The sequence below is a fragment of the Banduia mediterranea genome (assembly GCF_031846245.1).
GTDB classification, from domain to species: domain Bacteria; phylum Pseudomonadota; class Gammaproteobacteria; order Nevskiales; family Nevskiaceae; genus Banduia; species Banduia mediterranea.
The window spans coordinates 23,200-42,979 of the sequence record NZ_JAVRIC010000027.1 but is presented as its reverse complement, the minus strand read 5'-3'; the positions used below and the strand labels follow the sequence as shown (position 1 = coordinate 42,979).

The following is a 19,780-nucleotide window of genomic DNA, read 5'->3' as shown; positions in this document are numbered from 1 at the left end:
GTGCCGCCGGCGGTCGCGCGCTGGGCTGCAGCCACATGCGTGTGCCGCCCGGGAAGTCGGCGTGGCCACGCGCCATTTCCACCTTGCCAACGAGGAAGCCGTGTACGCGCTGTCCGGGAGCGGGACAGCACGGGTCGGTGACGACGTCCTGCCGTTGCGGCCGGGTGACTATCTGGCGCTACCGGCCGGCGCGGGGCACGCGCACCGCATCGACAATGACGGCGCCGAACCGCTTGAATATCTGATCTTCTCAACGATGAACGATCCCGACGTCATGGTCTATCCGGATTCGAACAAGCTGGCGGTGTTCGCCGGAAGCCCGCCGGGCGGTGATGCCTCGGCGCGCCACTTCGAGACCGTGCTCGATCTGGCGGTGCAGCGCGAATACTGGGACGGCGAATAGGCGGCGCCCGGCGCACGGAGCGTGGCAGATAGTATGTCGGGCACACTTCACCGGGCGCGAACATGAAACCGATCCTGATTGTCGGCGCCGGCCCCACCGGTCTGGCGGCTGCCCTGTTTCTGCACGAGCGCGGCGTTCGTGTGCGTGTGATCGACCGCGCGGCTATGCCCTCGCAGCAATCCAAGGCGCTGGTCGTCAATCGGCGCAGCCTGGAGTTGTTGCGTCGCACCGGCGTCAGCTCAAGCCTCACCGAGCTTGGCCACCGCGCCCTCGCCGGCAATCTCTGGCAGGGCGAACACCGGCGGATTCGGGTCGATCTTCCGAAGAGATCGGCGGAGCCTCCGGGCCTGCTGGTCCTGCCGCAGGCCCGGACCGAGGCGGTGCTGGTCGAAGCGCTCGAATCACGTGGAATCGCCGTCGAGCGTGGCGTGCAGTTCCTGCGTTTCGACAAGGGCGCCAGCGACAACCGCGACAGCGCCTGGCTGCGCTACGCGGATGGCCGCATGGAATCGTTCCCGGCGGCCGCCGTGTTGGGCGCCGACGGCGCGCACAGCCGCGTGCGCGAGTCCCTGGGCATTCGTTTTGGCGGGGCCGCGCTGGCGACGCCCTGGGTGCTCAGTGATCTACGCCTGCGCACGCCTCTGGCGGCCGACGAAGCGCACATTCGCCTGTTCGAACGCGGGTTCCAGTTTCTGCTGAGAATCGAGGGCGATGTGTGGCGCGTGATATCGAATCGACGCGAACTGCTCAGGGATTTTCCGGCAGGCAGCCATGCTGGCGAAACCCTGTGGGCCTCGGATTTCACCGTGAGCCATCGCGTGGCCGCCTCGTGGCAGCAGGGCGCGGCATTCCTCGCTGGCGATGCGGCGCATCTGCACTCGCCGATCGGCGCGCGCGGCATGAATCTCGGTATCGAGGACGCCTGGGTTTTCGCCGCACTTGCGGCGCAAGGCCGGCTGGAATCGTACACGCGATTGCGGCGTCACGCCGTAATGCCGGTGGTTGCCGGAATTCGCCGAATCAGCCGGTTCGCGGCAGCCGAGGGCGCCGGTGCCACGGTCGCCCGACGGCTGTTGCCGGCCTTGCGCCTGGCGCGCCCGCTGGTGCTCGACGGTCTACGCAGGATGCTGCTGGGTCAGGATCACGACGTGGAGCCGGTGCCGCTGCGATGAGCGCAGCGCGGCTCTTAATGTGAATCACGCGCGGCGTGATGCCGACCTGCCCTCGCCTGCGGCATGACCGTTGGGGGCATTAGCGCGAAAAAGATAAGGGCGATCAGCCGGGGAACCGATCGCCCTTAGGGGCAGTGACGCATCGGGGGGTGCGTCACGTAGGGGACGGACCGTTCGGGGGAGGGAGCCGGTGCCGTCGCAAGTAGATTGCGCCTGATTGGATGAATCGAGCCTGAAAAAATCGGTTGATTTCGGAGATTTCGAGAAGCGCAGGAATCGTCGTCGACGAAGGCGTGACTGGACACGGTTCAGGGGGAGTCTTCGGCGTCTGCAACGGCTCCCAAAGATAAGGGCGACCAGCGGGGGGTCCGGTCGCCCTTGGTGTGAGCACCGGGGGGATGCCACACACGTAGACGGATCGTTGGGGGGAAGCGAAACCGTCTGGCGCTAGATTGCACGCTTCTTTCTGAACCTCGGCTTAAGCGCCCCTGGTGCCGGGCGGGTGATGCTTGCACGAGAGCATTGACCTAAGATGCCGGGTCCGTTTTCGACCTGTTCGAGGTTCATGATGAGGTTTCAACCCGCTCTGGCCGCCCTGGCCCTGCTTCTGGTGGCCTGCAGCGGCGAGGCGCCGAATGCCGCCCTGACCGCCGATCGGGTCTGGGCGCGAGCCACCCCGCCGGGGGCCGAGGTCGGTGCCGTCTACATGCGTCTGCACAATCGTGGCGATACGGCGGTGAGACTCGTCGAGGTCCGGAGCGAGGCGGCGCAGCGGGCGGAAGTACACACCGTCAGCGAGATCGATGGAATGATGCAGATGCGCGCGGTCCAAGGCGGCCCCGAGATCCCCGCCGGTGACAGCATCGAGCTGCGACCGGGCGGAATGCATCTGATGCTGATGGGGCTGACTCAGCCGCTGGTCGACGGCAAGCGCTTTGCAATCGCCCTGAGCTTCGACGATGGACAGACCCTGAGCCTCGAAGTGCCGGTCAGCCGGGAGGCGCCGTAAGCGCACAAGGCACAAAAGAAAAAGGCGACCGGTTGGGGGGAACCGGTCGCCCGAACGACGTATCGGGGGGGAGGTACGTCGCTTGTTGAGACAGATCGCGTAGGGGGACTCGACCGTCACGCTCAGCTTGCGCCGACTTGGGTGAACCGATGCTGAATCGTATCGGCCCTCATCCGCAACCATCCAATCGCACGTTTTCCGGAGCCCCAAAAAGTTTGGGGCGACCACCGAAGTGGCCGCCCCAGGTCGGCGGTGCATCGGGGGGGCGTGCACCAACCGGCCAAGCGATTCGCGACAGGCGAGCTACAGCTCGAAGGTATCCAGCACTCGCTGATCCGATGTCGCGACACGTAAAACCATGTTCTCGATCCGCATGTAGGCAAGGCCTTCCATGCTTTGGCCGAGTGCCAGCGTCAAATCCGCGGGCAGCGGCTGCGCATGAGCGGATACGGCAATCGATAAAATCTGCCCCGGCCGTGCCTGTTGGCGCCATCCCGGTGGCAAGGCCGAACTGCCAACGGAGTCGATCGGATCGCGCTCGAAGTACTGCCGAATCATGCGTTCGTCGCGTTCGGGAATGCTTGCGTCATCCGGAACGGCCCCTTCAACGGACCCAGCCTGCGCGTAGAGTACGCCATTGCCAACAAAGACGGGAGCCCGCTGATCTGCGGCCGCATTTTCGTCATCGAACGACGCCGGAAATGCCGGGCCGTGAAACAGACTCATCAGCACGGCGGTGGCGATCAGTGCAGCGGTCGGTATATCCGGTGGCGTGTCGCGCGCGTCGCATCTTGAGGTAAGTACGGACATGAGCAAACGCTCGCATTGGCGCCGTGAATTCGGGCTTAACCGGGGGGCGATTGCGGCTCAAGCCTGAGGCTTGTCCGAAATGGCGGGATCCACGAAAGGCCAGGCCGAATTCGAGTGACGTCGGGAAATCACAACATTGACTAGCCACTGGGACCAGCGCTTGTGGGACACGATCGCTGCGGTACCGCCCGGTCGGGTTGCCAGTTACGGCCAGATCGCGGCGATGGCCGGTCTTGCGCGTGGCGCGCGGCGCACTGCGGCGGCACTGCGCAATGCGCCGGATGAACTGGCGCTGCCGTGGTACCGCATCCTGCGCGCCGATGGCCGCATTGCCTTCGAACCGGGCAGCGCGGCCTTCGAGCGGCAGTGCGCGCTGCTGATGGCGGAGGGCGTGGAACTGAGGGCGGGCCGTGTCGATCTGGGCCGATACCGCTGGCGGGGCCATGATTCGCCGCTGCTGGACTGAATTCAAAGGCATGAAAAAGGGCCGGCTTGCGCCGGCCCGAATTCTTGAACAGAACTTGCCGCGCGCTACCAGATCGTGACGCGCTGCTCCGGCGGCAGGTACAGCGCGTCGCTGGGTTTGACGTCAAAGGCCTTGTAGAACGCGTCGACATTCTTGGCCACGCCGTTGCAGCGGTATTCGCTGGGTGAATGCGGATCGGTCTTGAGGCGGTTGAGAAGCTCGGCCTCGCGGTACTTGCGGCGCCACACCTGCGCCCAGCCCATGAACACGCGCTGGTCGGCGCTGAATCCGTCGATCTCGGGTCCGGATTCTTCGCCCAGTGCCAGGTGATAGGCCTTGTAGCCGATCGAGAGGCCGCCGAGATCGCCGATGTTCTCGCCGATCGTCAGCGCACCCTGCACGCACTGGCCTTCGAGTGGGCAGTAGTTGTCGTACTGGGAGATCAGAGCCTTGGTACGGGTTTCGAACTTCTCGCGGTCGGCATCGGTCCACCATGACTTGAGATTGCCGTCGCCGTCGTACTTGGAGCCCTGGTCGTCGAAGCCGTGGCCGATCTCGTGGCCGATCACCGCGCCGATACCGCCGTAGTTGACGGCGTCTTCGGCCTCGAAGTTGAAGAACGGCGGCTGCAGGATCGCGGCCGGAAACACGATCTCGTTCATGCTCGGGTTGTAGTAGGCGTTGACCGTCTGCGGCGTCATGTGCCATTCGTCGCGGTCAATCGGCTGGCCGAGCTTGTCGACATCGCGCTGGAACGCGAAGGTGTTGGCCTGCATCACGTTGCCGACCAGATCGCCGGCCTTGATCTTGAGCGCGTCGTAGTCCTTCCACTTGTCGGGATAGCCGATCTTGGTGGTGAACCTGGAGAGTTTCTCCAGTGCCTTGGCCTTGGTTTCCTCGCTCATCCAGTCGATGTCGGAGATGCTTTCGCGATAGGCGAGCTTGAGGTTGTCCACCAGCTTTTCCATGCGCGCCTTGGCTTCGGGCGGAAAGTGGCGTTCCACATAGATCTTGCCGACCACTTCGCCGAGCGCGTCTTCGACCGTGCCGACGCCCCGCTTCCAGCGTGGCGACAGTTCCTCGATACCACGCAGGGTCTTGCCGTAGAACGCAAAATCCTCGTCGACGAAGGTCTTGGAAAGATAGGGTGCGTAGGCGGTGAGCAGATGCCACTTCAGGTAGCTTCTGATCTGCGGCATCGGGGTTTCGGCGATCAGTTTGGCCATGCCTTCGTAGGCCGACGGCTGCATCACGATGACGCGATCGCTGTCGATACCGGCGGCGTCGAGATAGCCGGACCAGTCCAGTCCCGGTGTCAGTTCGGCGAGCTTGGCGACCTCATACGGATTGTAGGTCTTGTCGTCGTCCCGCGAGTCCACGCGCGTCCACTGCGTGGTGGCGAGCTGGGTCTCGAACGCCAGGATCTGCTCGGCGGCAGGCTGCGCGTCGACGATGCCGAGACCGGACAGCATCGTGCTCATGTGCGCGACGTAGGCCTCGCGGATCGCGACGAATTTGGCATCGTCGGACAGATAGTAGTCGCGGTCCGGCAAGCCGAGGCCGGTCTGCGCGAACCAGGCGATGTACTGGGTCGAATCCTTGGCATCCTGGTTGATGTAGAAACCCATCGGTGTGCGCACGCCGAGCTTGGACAGTTGCGCGAACGCCGCCGGCAACTGGGCCTTGTCGTCGATCGAATCGATCGCGGCCAGTTCGTCCTTGAGCGGTTCGGCGCCCTTGGTTTCAAGCGCGGCTTCGTCCATGAACGATTCGTAGAGATCGCCCACCTTCTGCTCATTGCTGCCGTCGGTCTTGTCGGCCTTGGCGGCGGATTCCTCGATGATGGCGCGCAGATCCTTCTCGGCTTGGTCCGCCAGCGCCGAGAACGCGCCATAGTTGGACTTGTCGGCCGGAATCTCGGTGGTCTCCAGCCAGTGTCCGTTGACGTAGCGGAACAGGTCGTCCTGCGGTCGCACGCTCTTGTCGAAGTTGGCGGTGTCGATGCCGGACGACAGCGCCTGGGGCTGCTTTGCGGCGGGTTCGTTGGCGGGTGCAGCGTTGTTGTTCTGGCCGCCGCAGGCCAGGAGACTGAGCGCGCACAGCACGCCGAAAGTCAGTCGTTTCATGTAAATTCCATTGAAATAGGTCGATAATTCCAAAATAGTAGCAGTCCGTCCGTGGTCCTCAAGGCACCGCGTCGGAGACCTCGATGCGAATCATCGGCGAACCGGCCTTTTCGGACGAGATCACGATCGTGTCGCCCTCAGCTGTGATTGCCATCGATTCGGCCTGTTCCAAGCTTGCCGGTACCACGTAGTGATACGGCTCGCGATTCATCAGCTCCGCCCAGTCCTCGTCACCCTGGCGCGTCCAGACGAACAGTTCGGTCAATGTCAGCACCGCGATGCGGCGGCCATCGCGGGAGATGTCCAGCGCCGTGGGCAGGGAGCCATAGAGCTGGTAGACCATGCCGCGCAACCAGTTGAGCGTGAGCTTGGTCTGTATCGTTTCGATGGGACCCAGGTCCTGAGCGACCACCACCCCGTCTGCGCGCGGCACGCGAAACAGATGTTGCGGATCCTCGCGCTTGGACAGCACCAGGATGTCGCCGCTTCGCGGGTCCACGGCGAGCGATTCGGCATCGCGCGGGCCCTCCGGGTAGGTGAAATCCTGCTGCCAGGCAATCGCGGTGGACCGAGTCTCCGGACCGGGTTCCACTACGGCATACAACTGTACGCGCTTGCGCCGCGCCAGATTGTCGCCGATGTCGGCGATCAGAATGCTCGGCGTTCCGTGATCGTCGAAAAAGGCGATGTCTTCCCAGTCATGGTTGCGCACGCCTTGGATTTCGACGTGGCCGAGGTCCTCGCCGCAGGGACCCACGCGGAACAGCCAGGGCTGCCCCCCGCTGTCGTTGAGGCCCCAGTAGTAGTCGCCGTTGCCGGCGGCCACGAGACCGCTGAGCTCATCCAGCGCCGGGTTCTGCAGCCGGCATTCCGGACCGTGCGTCGGTTGGGCGGAGCACGCAGCCTGCAGGCCCAGCAGCGCCGCGGCCAGTGAACGTGGCAGACGTTTCGAGGACATGGTTTCAGATCAGGGAGGCTGGGAATGCATCAACGATCAGGGTGATGGCCAGCCAGTACGTCGTCAGTACGATGGCCTGCGCGATGCGTGAATCATGCCGGAAGGTCTTGTAGGCGAGCACGGCGTCAGAGAGCACGAACATCGCCGCGCCAAACCCGGCCAGCGTCGAGAACCGAAATGCCGCGAACGACATCGTCAGCAATACGGCGGTGTAGACCAGCGCCGCCGGCCGGTCGATCTGTCGCAGCGCCGGCACCAGTGCGGCGCCGATTGCCGCGAATACGCAGACGGCCAGCGGCACCGCATAGTGCATGGCCAGCAGCGGCATTGCGTCCGCGCGGTGAAGGAATAGCGCGATCAGGATCAGGTGCGCCAGCAGAAAGCTCAGCAGTCCGCCCAGGAAGCCGCGCTGCGTCTCCTGCATGATCGCGATGTCGCCCAGCAGGCACAGCAGCAGCGCCGCCAGCAGGACCAGGTTCTCCATGCCCGTGGTATTTGTGGCGGCCAGGGCCACGACCAGCAAGGTGGTCAGCGGCTTGAGCGCCAGAAACGCCGGACGATGTCCGCGCCAGTCGACAAGGATCGCGAGCGATGCGCTCACGGCGATAGCGAGGTGCAGAATCAAGACCATGTGGGCAGTCATGCATTGGCAGGCGCAAAGCTTGCCATGAGCGGAGCCTGTCCACGTGACCGCAGGCCTGATCCGGTATCCATGGGTGGATGGCGAAGGTTCCATCCAGGCCAAGAAAGAGCCCGGCGCCAATGACTGCGCCGGGCTTTTTCTTGGCCTGGTGGCGTGCGGCAATGATTCCGCTTCGCAATCGCCGCCGGCCACGGACAGCGTGCCGCTGGTCATCGCGCATCGCGGCGCCTGCGCTTATGCACCGGAACACAGCTTCGCGGCCTATGATCTGGCCATCGACATGGGCGCCGACTGCATCGAGCAGATCCTGCTCGGTCGGCTGCGTGACTACGAGCTGCTCGAAGCGGCGATGCGGCGCCGCCAGGTGCTGATCCAGTCGTTTCACCGGCGTTCCCTGACGCGCATGCCCTGGGCCTGGACGTACACCCGTACACCGTGAACTCGGAAGAAGATCTGCAGCGCATGATCGCGCTGTGCGTAGACGGCGCATTCAGCAATTTTCCGGACCGAATGGTCGAGCTGCGCGACGGCGCGCCGACTGGCGCCGGAGACCGGGCGGCACCATAGGCACTTGCGCTGAGGGGCGCACAATCGGGATCATGGCCGCACAGTTTCCTGTGCGAGCGTTGAGCCCGCGCGGCGGGCACAATACGCATCCGCATGTGTCGGCGCCCGAGCGGGTGCCCCACTTCTGTTATCGACATGAGGTGCGAAGGTGAGTTCGTTCTTCCCGGATGCCCTGCTGCTCGCGCGCTTCCAGTTCGCGTTCACGGTCGCGTTTCACATCATCTTTCCGGCGTTTTCGATCGGTGTCGCGAGTTATCTCGCCGTTCTGGAGGGCCTGTGGCTGCTGACCAAACGGCAGGTCTACATGGACCTGTTCAAGTACTGGGTGAAGATCTTCGCGATCGCCTTCGGCATGGGCGTGGTCTCGGGCCTGGTGATGTCCTACCAGTTCGGAACCAACTGGTCGGTGTTCTCGGACAAGGCCGGGCCGGTGGTCGGTCCACTGATGGCCTACGAAGTGCTGTCGGCCTTCTTCCTCGAAGCCGGCTTCCTCGGCGTGATGCTGTTCGGCACGACGAAGGTCGGCCCGCGACTGCACTACGTGGCGACCCTTGCGGTCGCCATCGGCACCTTCTTCTCCGCGTTCTGGATACTCGCGGTGAATTCCTGGATGCAGACGCCGCAGGGCTTTTCCATCAACGAGGTCGGCCAGTTCGTGCCGGAGAGCTGGCTGGCGATCATCTTCACGCCTTCGTTCCCGTACCGCTTGGTGCACATGCTGATCGCGGCGTACCTGACCACCGCGCTGGTGGTCGGCGCGGTCGGCGCCTGGCACCTGTTGCGCGATCACGACAACGTCGGTGCGCGCACCATGTTTTCGATGGCGATGTGGATGCTGGTGATCGTCGGCCCGATCCAGGTCCTGGCGGGGGATGCACACGGTCTCAATACGCTGGAACATCAGCCGGTCAAGATCATGGCGATGGAGGGGCACTACGAAAGCCATCCCGACGGCGCGCCGCTGTATCTGTTCGGCCTGCCCGACCAGCAGGCCGGTGAACTCAAGTACGCGCTGGGCATTCCGCATCTCGGGTCGCTGATCCTGAAGCATGATTTGAACGCGCCGATGGAGGGTCTGGACACCGTGCCGCGAGAACTGTGGCCGCCGGTACCGGTGGTGTTCTGGTCGTTCCGGGTGATGGTGGGTCTGGGCTTCCTGATGGTCGGACTCGGCGCCTGGGCGTTGCTGTCGCGCCTGTTCGGGAAACTCTATTCGCAGCCCCTGTTGTTGCGCACGGCGCTGCTGATGGGGCCGGCCGGCTTCATCGCCGTGGTCGCCGGCTGGATCACCACCGAGGTCGGCCGCCAACCGTACACGGTCTACGGCCATCTGCTGACGGCCGACTCGGCCTCGCCGGTCGCCGCACCGGCGCTGGCGGCCTCGCTGATCGCCTTCGTGCTGATCTATTTCGCGGTATTTGCGGCCGGCACGTTCTACATGTTGCGATTGATGGGACATGCGCCGCAGACCGACGAACCCGAACCGAGTCCGGCCGTGCCCAAACGGGCAGCCGGCCTGATGCCGGGGCCCGCCGAAGGCCCTTCGAACCTCAGCCGCTAGGACACGCCCATGGACCTGACCATCGTCTGGATCGGCCTGATCGGTATCGCCATCCTCGCCTATGTGATCCTCGACGGCTTCGACCTTGGCCTTGCGATCCTGTTTCCGTTCTTCCGCAAACGCCAGGACCGCGACGTGATGATGAACTCCGTCGCGCCGGTCTGGGATGGCAACGAAACCTGGTTGATCCTCGGCGGCGGCGCCCTGTTTGCCGCCTTTCCGCTGGCTTACGCGATCCTGATGCCTGCGGTGTACGCTCCGGTGACCGCGATGCTGCTGGGCCTGATCTTTCGCGGCGTGGCCTTCGAATACCGCTGGCGCACCGAGCGCCTGCGCGTGTTCTGGGAGACGGCGTTCACCGGTGGCTCCTTCGTAGCCGCGCTGGCGCAAGGCATCACGCTTGGCGCGATCCTGCAGGGTGTGGATATCGACGGGCGCGAGTACTCGGGCGGCTGGTGGGACTGGCTGACGCCATTTTCCCTGCTGACCGGCCTTTCCGTGGTCGTAGGCTATTCGCTGCTCGGTGCCTGCTGGTTGATCATGAAGACGCGTGGCAACCTGCAGGACAAGGCGTTCCGCCTGGCGCGCGGGTATGGAATCGGCATGCTGCTATGCATCTTCGCGGTAAGTCTGGCCACCGTGTTTCTCGAGGAGAGCTACTACCACCGCTGGTTCGATTTCCCGGCGATCCTGCTGACCTCGCAGATACCCTTGCTGACCGCGATTGCTGCGTTTGCGTTGTTCTGGGCGTTGCGCAAGCGCCGCGACTACGCCCCGTTCCTGATCGCGCTGGCGCTGTTCGGGCTGACCTTCGCCGGTCTCATGGTCAGCATCTTTCCGTACATGGTGCCCAATCGCATCACCATCTGGGACGCCGCCGCGCCCCACAGCAGCCAGGTGTTCATGCTGGTCGGTGCCGCCGTGCTGCTGCCGATCATCATCGCCTACACCACCTATTCCTACTGGGTCTTCCGCGGCAAGGTCGATCCGGACGCCGGTTACCACTGAGTTCGTGCCGATGGCGGGTGATCAAACGCCCTTGTGGCGACGCCTGTTGTGGTTCGCCGGCCTGTGGATCTCTGGCGTGCTGGCGGTGGGCGTGATCGCCTATCTGCTGCGCCTGCTGCTCGCCCCGTGATCATCGGCGCCGAAGCACGCTGGCGGGCTGCGGCGGTGGCACGCTCGCAAAACGTCTGTAAGCGTTCAAACCGCAGCGTAGTTGCCCCCACGCTCAATGTCTGATCGGAGCGGATTGTCGGCGAAGCGGACTTTCCATTCACGCGGCGTGAGTTCGATGACTCGGCAGGCGCGAACGTCGGAACGTCGGGGTCAACGTCGGGGTCAGGTCTAACGTCGGGGTCAGGTCTTGTTCCTTAACGTCGGGGTCAGGTCTGGGAACGTCGGGGTCAGGTCTTGTTCCTTGCCAAATTTCTTTGGCTTCGCTACGTTCCCCCGCATAGCCCGCCCTCTGCGTATCGAATTCCCCGGCGCGATCCATCACATGTGATGGCGCGCGGCAATGCCCGTCAAGCAATCTTCCTCAATGACGAAGGTCGCGACGCCTACAAGAGCGGACACCGACAACTTCCGCAGATCGGTGCGCACTTCGAGTAGCACTACTCGACTACTCGACGGTAAGCCGGGTCGCGCGAGGTGTGGATCGGCGGGCTGCGTCAAGGCGCAAGACCTGACCCCGACCTCCTGACCCCGACCTCGAGGCATCGAAGTGCAGACCGCTGTCGGTGACGATGTCGGGATCGCGCTGTTTCTGACGGCGCGTGTAGGTGATGGTGTCCACCGGCGCCGGCGGGATCGCCTCGGTGGGCACCTCCAGCGCTGCCAAAAGATCGGCCTGCATCGAGGACGAAACGTCCAAACGCTTTTCGCTCTTTTCGCCGAACAGCTGGCGTTTGAACCAGTCCAGCTGTTGTTGCAGTGACGCCACCTGGGCCGTCAAATCGGCAATCACAGCGTCTTTATCCGGTGGTGCGGCAGCAACCGACAAGCCGATTCATCCTTTTGATTCTGTGACAGAATTTTACCATCGCACGGCGTCGTTCGCGAGCTTTTCTCCAGGCTTTTCATAACGCTTTCGCCGCCGCACGAGCCGCCAGTCCAGACCTTCGAGCAAGGCCAGAAACTGCGCCGGACTCATCGGTTCGTCAGCCTCATCGGCCGCTCCGAACTGGCCCTGCTCCAGGCGCTTGCTCCACACGCAGTAGCCGCCCGATTCGAACGCCAGCACTTTGATCTGCGTGCGCCGGCGGTTGATGAAGGCGTACCACGCACCGTCGCTGGGCTCTCTCCCCAGTTGCCGGCGCACCATCGCGCTCAAGCCATCGAACGAGCGACGCATGTCCGTCGGTTGCCGATACAGCCAGATGCGACGCTCACCGACCGTGAGCATGCGTGCACCGCAGGCGCAGTACCGTCCCTTCTCCCAGGCTCAGCTCCACATCCCAGGCGGGCGATTCCTTTTCCGACGCCACCGGTGCCGTCAGCTCGATAAAGCCGGCGGCTTCACGCGGCGGCGATTCGGGCGACGCCGCCGACCCGGCCTTGAGCTTGCGCCGCCAGTTGCCCAGCGTGCTCAGCGCAAGCCCACGCGTGCGGCAGAACGCTTCTTGGCTCTGCCCGCTTTGCGCCCACTCCTCAATCAGCCGGCGCCAGTCCGACTCGCTGCGTCGGACGTAACGAACTCTGCCCATTCCTGTTTCCATCGCATCGCTCCGTTTCAGTCGATGCGTGCAGGCTAATGGCCGATGATCCGCGCGAATATAACGCCGTGGTTTGAACGCTTACTCTGGTTCGACGGCATCGTCTGCGTGATCGGGCTGTTCGTGGTCGCCGTCTAGCCAGCCCGCTGGCGTCGGGCCAGCCTAGGAGTGTGGGCGATAGGAACCGTGCAGGCGAGGCAAAGCCCTTCCGAGTCAGGTTGGGATGGCGATTTTGGGACAGTAGCGGGGACTACTGGCCCAAAATCGGCGGCGAAGATGACCGAAGGGGCGAAGCCGCAGCCGCGCGCGTTTCTGCCGCCCACGCTCCTGGACTTTGTCGACCGCACTATCCGTGAGTAATCGCGGCACGCAATGAACGCCAGCGGCGCACGCGCTCATGATGCGCTGCGGCCCAACGTTGTCGATCTGCCGGAATCAGATCGAGCTGATCTTCGAGCAACTCCGGCAGATTGCGCGCACGTCGCGCAACGGCCAGCCGTTCGCGCAGCGGTGCAGGCAATCGCAACCACAGTCCCAGCTCATAGCCCAGCAGTGCTTCCGCGCCTTCGCAGACTTCAGGCCAGCGCTGGCGACTGGCAATGCTGGCTTCCTTCACGCGCTCCAACATCTTTAACCTCCTTACACGAAAAAAGATGGGAAGGCGCAGTGCCTCCCCATCTTCGATTTCGACCTGCAAGGCAGCACATCAACAGGCCCGACGCGGCCCCGCACGCCCGGAACCCGTCGCCTAGGATGTGGCGCCGTCGATCGTCGCATCAGCAGACTTCCTGGCGCTGCGCGCCTTGCTGGCGGTGGTCTTCTTGGCCTTGGTCGCGGTCTTCTTGGTCGAAGCGCTCGCCTTGCGAACGGACTTCCTGGCCCTCTTCACGGCCGGGGCTTCACCCTGCATTCGGGAGCTCACACCCTCATAGCCATTCAGAATCACCTTGGCCAGATCTTCACCGGTCTTGGTGAACGTGGTCAGCGTGTCATTGAATGCCGCAACCACCTTCTCGCGACCTTCCGGCATGTAGATGACCGGGTTGGAAACCACGGCCGCGATCCCGTCGGCCTTGGCCTTCTCGAAGCTGGCCTTGCTGTAGCCGAACAGTTCGGTGGCGGTTTCGGTGTGGGTCTTGACCAGCACCTGCACACCGTTGAGTACCACGTCACTGGCCTGCTTGAAAGTGTCCACGGACACTTCGGCGACATCCTGGGCACGGCCCTGCACAACAACCATCTTCGACTTCACGTCATTCATCACGGTTTCCAGATTCATCTCAAACTCCTGAGTTTCGAATTTCAAATAATTGACCAATTTGACAGTCGGCTGGCCCGACCCCTTTCGCTGCACCCAACAACTTGAGACGTTTTGTTTTGTTGCTCTGCAGCAATTTGTGCAGTGCACCATATCGCTCGATGGCGGCGGTGTCAACCTGGGAATATTCAGCCGGGAATGGGCGCCGGCAACCGCTGCACAATCGGCGGCTGAGCCGTCAGCCCTGCTCGCGAATGAGCGCGGTAAACGGCTCGCCATAACGGTCCAGCTTGGCCTGACCGACGCCGCTGATTTCGGCGAAGGCGCCCAGGGTTTTCGGACGCTGTTCGATCATCATGCGCAGGCTCGCATCGCTGAACACGACATACGGCGGAACGCCCTGTTCGTCGGCGAGACGCTTGCGCAGACTGCGTAGCGCCTCGAACAGTTCCATGTCGACATCACTCGGCAAGCCGGCCTCGTCGCGTTCGCGACCGCGTTCACGGCGGCTGCGGCGCGGGGGCTTTTCGGGCAGGACGAGATGCACCTGACGTTCGCCGCGCAGCACACTGCGGCTGTCCGGCACCAGCGACAACACCGGATAGGCGTCGCCGGATTCTGCGAGCAATTGCTGATGTACCAGGGTGCGCGCCAGCACCCGCCACTGATCCACGTCGTGCGCCTTGCCGATGCCATAGACGCTGAGCTGATCATGTCCGTTCTGCAGAATGCGTTCGCGCGTGGAGCCCCGCAGGATGTCAATGATGTGCGCCCCGCCGAAGCGCTGCCCCCGCTGCGCCAGGCGCGCCACCGCGGACAGAAACTGCTGGGCCTGCACGGTCCAGTCCACGGTTTCGCGCGGCTCGGTACAGTTGTCGCATTGCCCACAAGGGCCGTTGTAGTCCTCTCCGAAATAACGCAGCTGGATGGCGCGACGGCATTCGCCCGATTCGGCGTAGCCCAGCACCTTGCGCAACTGTGTGCGCGCCTTGCGTTGCTCGTCTTCGAGCGGTTCGCCGCTGTGAGGGTCGCGCTTCTTGTCGATCAGGAATTCAACGGTGCGAATGTCGTTCGGTGAAAACAACAGCGTGCAACGGGCGGGCTCGCCATCACGCCCGGCTCGACCGGCTTCCTGGTAGTAGCCCTCCACCGTCATCGGCAGATCGTGATGTGTGACCCAGCGGACATCGGGCTTGTTGATACCCATACCGAAGGCGATCGTCGCCACCACCACCTGGGCATCGTCGCGGATGAAGGCGTCCTGGTTATCGCGACGTGTTTCCGCATTGAGGCCGGCGTGGTAGGGCACGGCACGCACCCCGTCCTCGACCAGCTTGTGCGCGAGTTCATCGACGCGCCGACGCGACAGGCAGTAGACGATGCCGGATCCGCCGCCGCGCGCCTGATCCAGCAATTCGCCATAACTGCGCTTGCCCTTGGGTCGAACGGCATAAAACAGGTTCGGGCGATCAAAACTGGCGACGTGCACCGCGGCATCGCGCAGGCCTAGCTGGGCGACGATGTCTTCGCGCACGCGCGGCGTCGCGGTGGCGGTGAAGGCATGGATAGGAACACCCGGAAGACGTTCCCGCAGACTGCCAAGCTGACGATACTCGGGCCGGAAATCATGGCCCCATTGCGACACGCAATGTGCCTCGTCCACGGTGACGCCGCTGATGCCCACGGTTTCGACGAGACGCCGCAGCGTGGTATCCAGAAACTCCGGCAGCATCAGGCGTTCCGGCGCCAGGTACAGCAGCTTGTAGCGCCCGCCTTCGAGATCACGCAGCCTTTGGCCCGCCTCGGCACCGGCCAGGCTGGAATTGAGAAACGTCGCCGCGATGCCGCTGTTGGTCAGCAGCCGCACCTGATCCTGCATCAGCGCGATCAGTGGCGACACCACGATCATCACGCCGGGCGCGAGCACGGCCGGCAACTGGAAGCACAGCGACTTGCCGCCACCGGTGGGCATCACCGCGAGCAGGTCGCGGTGCGCGAGCACATCGCGTACCACCGCTTCCTGGCCGGGACGAAAATCGTCAAAGCCGAAGCGGGCCTTCAGCGTGGTGTGAATGTCGGAAGAGGGGCTGTCCAAGGTGTCACGGTCGAATTCGAAATCGCCACCAGTCTACCCGTGCATCGTGTCCATGCCCGAATCAGTGCAGGCCCGAAGCACAAGTGGTTGCCACACTCAATCCGGCTAAACTGGGCTAATGATCGAAAAGCTACTCGACCGCCTGCGCCTGCAACTCTGGCAGCGGCAGCCCGCCAACTGGATCGAGGGCGTGCTGCTGACGCTGGGCCGCTATTCGATCGCGCTGGTGCGCGACTTCATGGAAGGCCAGCTGTCGATGCGGGCGATGAGCCTGGTCTACACCACCTTGTTGTCGCTGGTGCCACTGCTGGCCCTGAGCTTTTCGATGCTCAAGGCCTTCGGCGTGCACAACGCGCTGGAACCGATGCTGCTGGAGTTCCTGCGCCCGCTGGGGCCCCAGGCGCCGGATGTGACCCAGAACATCATCGGCTTTGTCGAGAACATCAAGGTCAGCGTGCTCGGGTCGGTGGGCGTCAGCCTGCTGCTGTATTCGGCGATTGCACTGCTGCAGAAGGTCGAGGGCGCCTTCAATTTCATCTGGCGGCTGAAACGCCCGCGCAGCTTCGGACAACGCTTCGGCGAATATCTCTCGGTGCTGATCGTCGGGCCGGTGTTGGTATTCTCGGCGATCGGCATCACCACCGCGCTCAAGAACAGCGCCATCGCGCAGTGGGTGCTGAACCTTGGTGTGCTCGGGCCTTTGGTGTTCCTGATCACGCAGTTCATACCGTATCTGTTGGTGGTGGCGGCTTTCACCTTCCTTTACGCCTTCATCCCGAACATCCGTGTGCGATTCACCGCTGCGCTGGCGGGTGCCCTGCTGGCCGGCATTCTGTGGCAATCGGCCAGTCTCGCCTTCGCTTCATTCGTGAGCGGCGCCACCAACTACAACGCGATCTATTCCGGCTTCGCGATCGTAGTGTTCCTGTTGATCTGGCTCTACGTAGGCTGGCTGATCCTGCTGATCGGCTGCCAGCTCTCGTTCTACGTGCAGTGCCGCGAATACCTGATGCCCAGCGCATACACGCCGTTCCTGTCGGCGTTTTCATCGGAGTATCTCGCGCTGTCAATCGTCGGCATCGTTGGCCAGCGCTTCATGAACGGCCAACCCGGCCCGCAACGCGACGAACTGGCGAAGCTATTGGGCAACTCTCCCGAACATGTCGATATCTGTGTCCAGATTCTGCTGCATCACAAGATTCTGCTCGAAGCGGAACAGGAACAGCCGACACTGATGCCGGCCCGCGATTTCGGCGGATTCACCCTCGGCGAACTGTGGCTGCTGATTCGCAGCGGCTTCGATTCGGATGGCTTGCCGATCAAGAGTGAATTCGGCCGACACATACGCTCACTGGTCGCAGCCGCCGAGCGCGGTTTCGCCGAAGGTGACGGCAAGCGCAGCGTGCGCGACTGGCTGATCGAACAAGCAGCTTGAGCCTCCCACGAGAGTGCTTTTTTTCTTATAGTGGCACTACTCTGTACGCGGCCGTAGGGATACGCCCGCCAAGAACGAAATGGGTGAGGAAAGCGCGTGGAAAAAGTCTGGCTCAAGGAATATCCGCCCGGCATACCGGCCGAAATCGACAGTTCGGCCTACAACTCGGTTGTGGACCTGGTCGAGAAAAGCATCGCCCGCTTTCGGGAAAAGCCGGCGTTCGAAAATCTCGATCACAGCATCAGCTATGACGAGCTCGATCGGCTGACCCAGGACTTCGCATCCTACCTGCAGAATGTGCTGGGTCTGGACAAGGGTGATCGCGTCGCGATCATGCTGCCCAACCTGCTGCAGTATCCGGTTGCCCTGTTCGGCGTGCTGCGCGCCGGTATGGTGGTGGTCAACGTCAACCCGCTGTATACACCGCGCGAACTCGAGCATCAGCTCAATGACGCCGGCGTGCGCGCGATCGTGATCGTCGAGAACTTCTGCACGACGCTGCAGAAGGTCATCGGCCAGACCAAGGTCGAGCACGTGATCACCACGCAGATCGGCGACCTGCTGCCCTTCCCCAAGCGCAGTCTGATCAATCTGGTGGTCAAGCGCATCAAGAAGATGGTGCCAGCCTGGGACATTCCCGGAACGATTCCGCTGCGTACGGCACTGGCACGCGGCAAGGCGCAAGCCTACAAGCGTGTTGCCCTGACCCATGAAGACATCGCCTTTCTGCAGTACACCGGCGGCACCACCGGACTTTCCAAGGGCGCGATTCTGAGCCACGGCAATATTGTCTCCAATGTGCTGCAGGCCCGCACCTGGATCGGCGATCTCGCCAAAGACGGCCAGGAAATCATCATCACCGCGCTGCCGCTCTACCACATCTTCGCATTGACGGCGAACTGTCTGGTCTACTTCATCATCGGTGCCAAGGGCGTGCTGATCACCAATCCGCGCGACATGCCGGGCTTCGTCAAGGAACTGGCCAAGCACCGCTTCACCGCGTTCACCGGCGTCAACACCCTGTTCAACGGACTGCTCAACACGCCGGGATTTTCCGAGTTGGACTTTTCCTCGCTGAAGATGACGCTGGGCGGCGGCGCCGCCGTGCAGGAAGCGGTCGCGAAGCGTTGGGCGGAGGTCACCGGCAAACCGTTGTCTGAAGCCTATGGCCTGACCGAGACTTCTCCGGCGGTCACCATCAATCCGTTCGACAAGCCGGACTACAACGGCACCATCGGTGTTCCGCTGCCGTCCACGGACGTGTCGCTACGCGACGATGATGACAACATCGTGCCGACCGGGGAACCCGGAGAGTTGTGCGTCAAGGGTCCGCAGGTCATGCAGGGCTATTGGAACCGGCCCGAAGACAATGCCAAGTCGTTCACCGCCGATGGCTATTTCCGCACCGGCGATGTCGCGGTGATGGACGACAAGGGCTACTTCAAGATCGTCGACCGCAAGAAGGACATGATCATCGTATCCGGCTTCAATGTGTTCCCGAACGAGATCGAAGGCGTGGTGGCGATGCATCCTGGCGTGCTGGAATGCGCCTGCGTCGGCGTGCCGGATACCAAGTCCGGCGAGGCGGTCAAGGTCTTCGTGGTCAAGAAGGACCCGGGCCTGACGGTCGAAACACTCAAGACCTACTGCAAGGAAAGACTCACCGGCTACAAGGTGCCGAAACTCGTCGAATTCCGTGAGGAATTGCCGAAATCGAACGTCGGCAAGATCCTGCGCAAGGAACTGCGGGAATAGGCCAAGCTGCGAAGGCGCCAAAACGTTTTTCCTTTGCGTCTTGGCGCCTTCGCGCGAAACCTGCTTCTTCGCTCACGCCGCCCACCGAAACGGCTGACTGGGCACGCGGCCGCGGCACTTGAGAATGCGGGCACTGAGGCCACCGGCCACCGACTCAAGCCGGATACGCAGAGCCGCAGGCGATGCCTGCGATTCCTGGCCGAGATCCCGGAACAGAATGCCGATAGCGTGGCCGGTTTCTGCTGCCAGCTGCAAGCGGCGCAGGTCCTGCCCGTCGAGCCGCCCCGGCCAGGCCAGCACCGTGCCGAAACAGGCTGCACGCAACAGCTGCTCCGCCGCCCAGTGACGGGCACCTTCACTTTCTGGATTCACGACCAGCAACCTCGACAGCACGACGCCGGCGTCGGCCAATGCAGGCGCGTACGGCAGGTGCGGCGGACCAACCAGAGCCGCACGGCCGCCGGCCTGCGTCAGGCGCGCAAGCCAGGGCAGCACCAGTTGCAACTCGCCTACGCCCGGGTGCGGCAGCAACAACTCGCTCAGCGCGCCCACCGGCCAGCCACCGCCGGGCAACAAACGATCGAAATCGGGGTGCCCGGTGGTCTCGGTGCGCAGGCCGGCGTGTTCGCCGCCGCACCACAGCTTCGGGTCGTCGAGCAGCGCGGCCAGCGCTTGTTCACGACTCATGGAAACACACGTTTGGCGAAAAATACCTTTTCATATGAAAAGTACTTTTGCGCCGAACCCTACGAAGCGTCAAGTGCTCCGAAACGGCATTCGCGCTAAGTCTGCGGCAATGCTCGAA

Annotated in this window: 22 protein-coding genes; 11 read left to right on the top strand and 11 right to left on the bottom strand. The window is 63.2% G+C overall.

All coding sequences use genetic code 11. The features are described 5' to 3' along the window. Positions 1-61: 61 nt before the first annotated feature. The 3 genes from RM530_RS15900 to RM530_RS15890 all read left to right on the top strand — a co-directional run bounded on the left by RM530_RS15900 (position 62) and on the right by RM530_RS15890 (position 2,584). Complete coding sequence (locus RM530_RS15900; protein WP_311366245.1) at positions 62-403, top strand: cupin domain-containing protein; 342 nt, start codon at positions 62-64, stop codon at positions 401-403. 62 nt (positions 404-465) lie between these two features. Further along, positions 466-1,575 carry an FAD-dependent oxidoreductase gene (locus RM530_RS15895; RefSeq protein ID WP_311366244.1) on the top strand — a complete coding sequence of 370 codons (1,110 nt, stop codon included), beginning with the start codon at positions 466-468 and terminating at the stop codon, positions 1,573-1,575. 568 nt (positions 1,576-2,143) lie between these two features. After that, positions 2,144-2,584: a copper chaperone PCu(A)C gene (locus tag RM530_RS15890; protein WP_311366243.1), complete on the top strand. Its 441-nt coding sequence runs from the start codon at positions 2,144-2,146 to the stop codon at positions 2,582-2,584. Positions 2,585-2,887: 303 nt separating this feature from the next. Here RM530_RS15890 and RM530_RS15885 read toward each other — a convergent pair whose 3' ends face one another. Continuing rightward, a complete protein-coding gene (locus RM530_RS15885) occupies positions 2,888-3,394 on the bottom strand; it encodes a hypothetical protein (protein ID WP_311366242.1) in 507 nt (168 codons plus the stop codon). A gap of 136 nt (positions 3,395-3,530) precedes the next feature. Here RM530_RS15885 and RM530_RS15880 point away from each other — a divergent pair, with 136 nt between their 5' ends. Then, positions 3,531-3,860 (top strand): MGMT family protein, encoded by a 330-nt coding sequence (locus RM530_RS15880; RefSeq protein WP_311366241.1) that lies wholly within the window; start codon positions 3,531-3,533, stop codon positions 3,858-3,860. Between the two features lie 65 nt (positions 3,861-3,925). Here RM530_RS15880 and RM530_RS15875 read toward each other — a convergent pair whose 3' ends face one another. Genes RM530_RS15875 through RM530_RS15865 form a run of 3 tightly spaced genes read right to left on the bottom strand, consistent with a single transcriptional unit; the run spans position 3,926 to position 7,545 of the window. Continuing rightward, entirely contained in the window at positions 3,926-5,986 is a 2,061-nt protein-coding gene (locus tag RM530_RS15875; RefSeq protein ID WP_311366240.1) for a M13 family metallopeptidase, read from the bottom strand. A gap of 58 nt (positions 5,987-6,044) precedes the next feature. Further along, positions 6,045-6,944 (bottom strand): hypothetical protein, encoded by a 900-nt coding sequence (locus RM530_RS15870; protein ID WP_311366239.1) that lies wholly within the window; start codon positions 6,942-6,944, stop codon positions 6,045-6,047. Positions 6,945-6,948: 4 nt separating this feature from the next. Beyond that, complete coding sequence (locus RM530_RS15865; protein WP_311366238.1) at positions 6,949-7,545, bottom strand: lysoplasmalogenase family protein; 597 nt, start codon at positions 7,543-7,545, stop codon at positions 6,949-6,951. 85 nt (positions 7,546-7,630) lie between these two features. Between RM530_RS15865 and RM530_RS15860 the strand changes: the two genes are divergently transcribed. The 5 genes from RM530_RS15860 to RM530_RS15840 all read left to right on the top strand — a co-directional run bounded on the left by RM530_RS15860 (position 7,631) and on the right by RM530_RS15840 (position 10,853). Next, positions 7,631-8,026: a glycerophosphodiester phosphodiesterase family protein gene (locus RM530_RS15860; protein ID WP_311366237.1), complete on the top strand. Its 396-nt coding sequence runs from the start codon at positions 7,631-7,633 to the stop codon at positions 8,024-8,026. Further along, positions 8,023-8,154, top strand: coding sequence for a hypothetical protein (locus tag RM530_RS15855; RefSeq protein ID WP_311366236.1), 132 nt, complete (start codon positions 8,023-8,025; stop codon positions 8,152-8,154). Before RM530_RS15860 ends, RM530_RS15855 begins: the two co-directional genes overlap by 4 nt. A gap of 148 nt (positions 8,155-8,302) precedes the next feature. Next, positions 8,303-9,715: a cytochrome ubiquinol oxidase subunit I gene (locus tag RM530_RS15850; RefSeq protein ID WP_311366235.1), complete on the top strand. Its 1,413-nt coding sequence runs from the start codon at positions 8,303-8,305 to the stop codon at positions 9,713-9,715. A 9-nt stretch (positions 9,716-9,724) separates the two neighbouring features. After that, a complete protein-coding gene (cydB, locus tag RM530_RS15845) occupies positions 9,725-10,723 on the top strand; it encodes a cytochrome d ubiquinol oxidase subunit II (protein WP_311366234.1) in 999 nt (332 codons plus the stop codon). Positions 10,724-10,733: 10 nt separating this feature from the next. Then, a complete protein-coding gene (locus tag RM530_RS15840) occupies positions 10,734-10,853 on the top strand; it encodes a DUF2474 family protein (protein WP_311366233.1) in 120 nt (39 codons plus the stop codon). Positions 10,854-11,339: 486 nt separating this feature from the next. On the opposite strand, the gene RM530_RS15835 is transcribed toward RM530_RS15840, so the two are convergent. From RM530_RS15835 to recQ, 6 genes are all read right to left on the bottom strand, one after another. Beyond that, positions 11,340-11,684 carry an IS66 family transposase gene (locus RM530_RS15835; RefSeq protein WP_311366232.1) on the bottom strand — a complete coding sequence of 115 codons (345 nt, stop codon included), beginning with the start codon at positions 11,682-11,684 and terminating at the stop codon, positions 11,340-11,342. Positions 11,685-11,753: 69 nt separating this feature from the next. Further along, positions 11,754-12,122, bottom strand: a complete 369-nt coding sequence (tnpB, locus tag RM530_RS15830; RefSeq protein ID WP_311366231.1) for an IS66 family insertion sequence element accessory protein TnpB — start codon at positions 12,120-12,122, stop codon at positions 11,754-11,756. Continuing rightward, positions 12,106-12,423 carry an IS66 family insertion sequence element accessory protein TnpA gene (gene tnpA, locus RM530_RS15825; protein ID WP_311366230.1) on the bottom strand — a complete coding sequence of 106 codons (318 nt, stop codon included), beginning with the start codon at positions 12,421-12,423 and terminating at the stop codon, positions 12,106-12,108. Before tnpA ends, tnpB begins: the two co-directional genes overlap by 17 nt. 355 nt (positions 12,424-12,778) lie before the next feature. Beyond that, on the bottom strand, positions 12,779-13,129 hold the full coding sequence (locus tag RM530_RS15820; protein ID WP_311366229.1) for a hypothetical protein: 351 nt from the start codon (positions 13,127-13,129) through the stop codon (positions 12,779-12,781). A gap of 51 nt (positions 13,130-13,180) precedes the next feature. Beyond that, on the bottom strand, positions 13,181-13,711 hold the full coding sequence (locus tag RM530_RS15815; protein WP_311366228.1) for a hypothetical protein: 531 nt from the start codon (positions 13,709-13,711) through the stop codon (positions 13,181-13,183). A gap of 217 nt (positions 13,712-13,928) precedes the next feature. Beyond that, positions 13,929-15,785: a DNA helicase RecQ gene (recQ, locus tag RM530_RS15810; RefSeq protein ID WP_311366227.1), complete on the bottom strand. Its 1,857-nt coding sequence runs from the start codon at positions 15,783-15,785 to the stop codon at positions 13,929-13,931. Positions 15,786-15,903: 118 nt separating this feature from the next. Between recQ and RM530_RS15805 the strand changes: the two genes are divergently transcribed. Continuing rightward, positions 15,904-17,220, top strand: coding sequence for a YihY/virulence factor BrkB family protein (locus tag RM530_RS15805; protein ID WP_311366226.1), 1,317 nt, complete (start codon positions 15,904-15,906; stop codon positions 17,218-17,220). A 96-nt stretch (positions 17,221-17,316) separates the two neighbouring features. Further along, positions 17,317-18,975 carry a long-chain-fatty-acid--CoA ligase gene (locus RM530_RS15800; protein WP_311366225.1) on the top strand — a complete coding sequence of 553 codons (1,659 nt, stop codon included), beginning with the start codon at positions 17,317-17,319 and terminating at the stop codon, positions 18,973-18,975. A gap of 72 nt (positions 18,976-19,047) precedes the next feature. Here the strand turns inward: RM530_RS15800 and imuA are convergent, their stop codons facing one another. Then, complete coding sequence (gene imuA / locus RM530_RS15795) at positions 19,048-19,662, bottom strand: translesion DNA synthesis-associated protein ImuA (RefSeq protein ID WP_311366224.1); 615 nt, start codon at positions 19,660-19,662, stop codon at positions 19,048-19,050. Between the last annotated feature and the right edge of the window lie 118 nt (positions 19,663-19,780).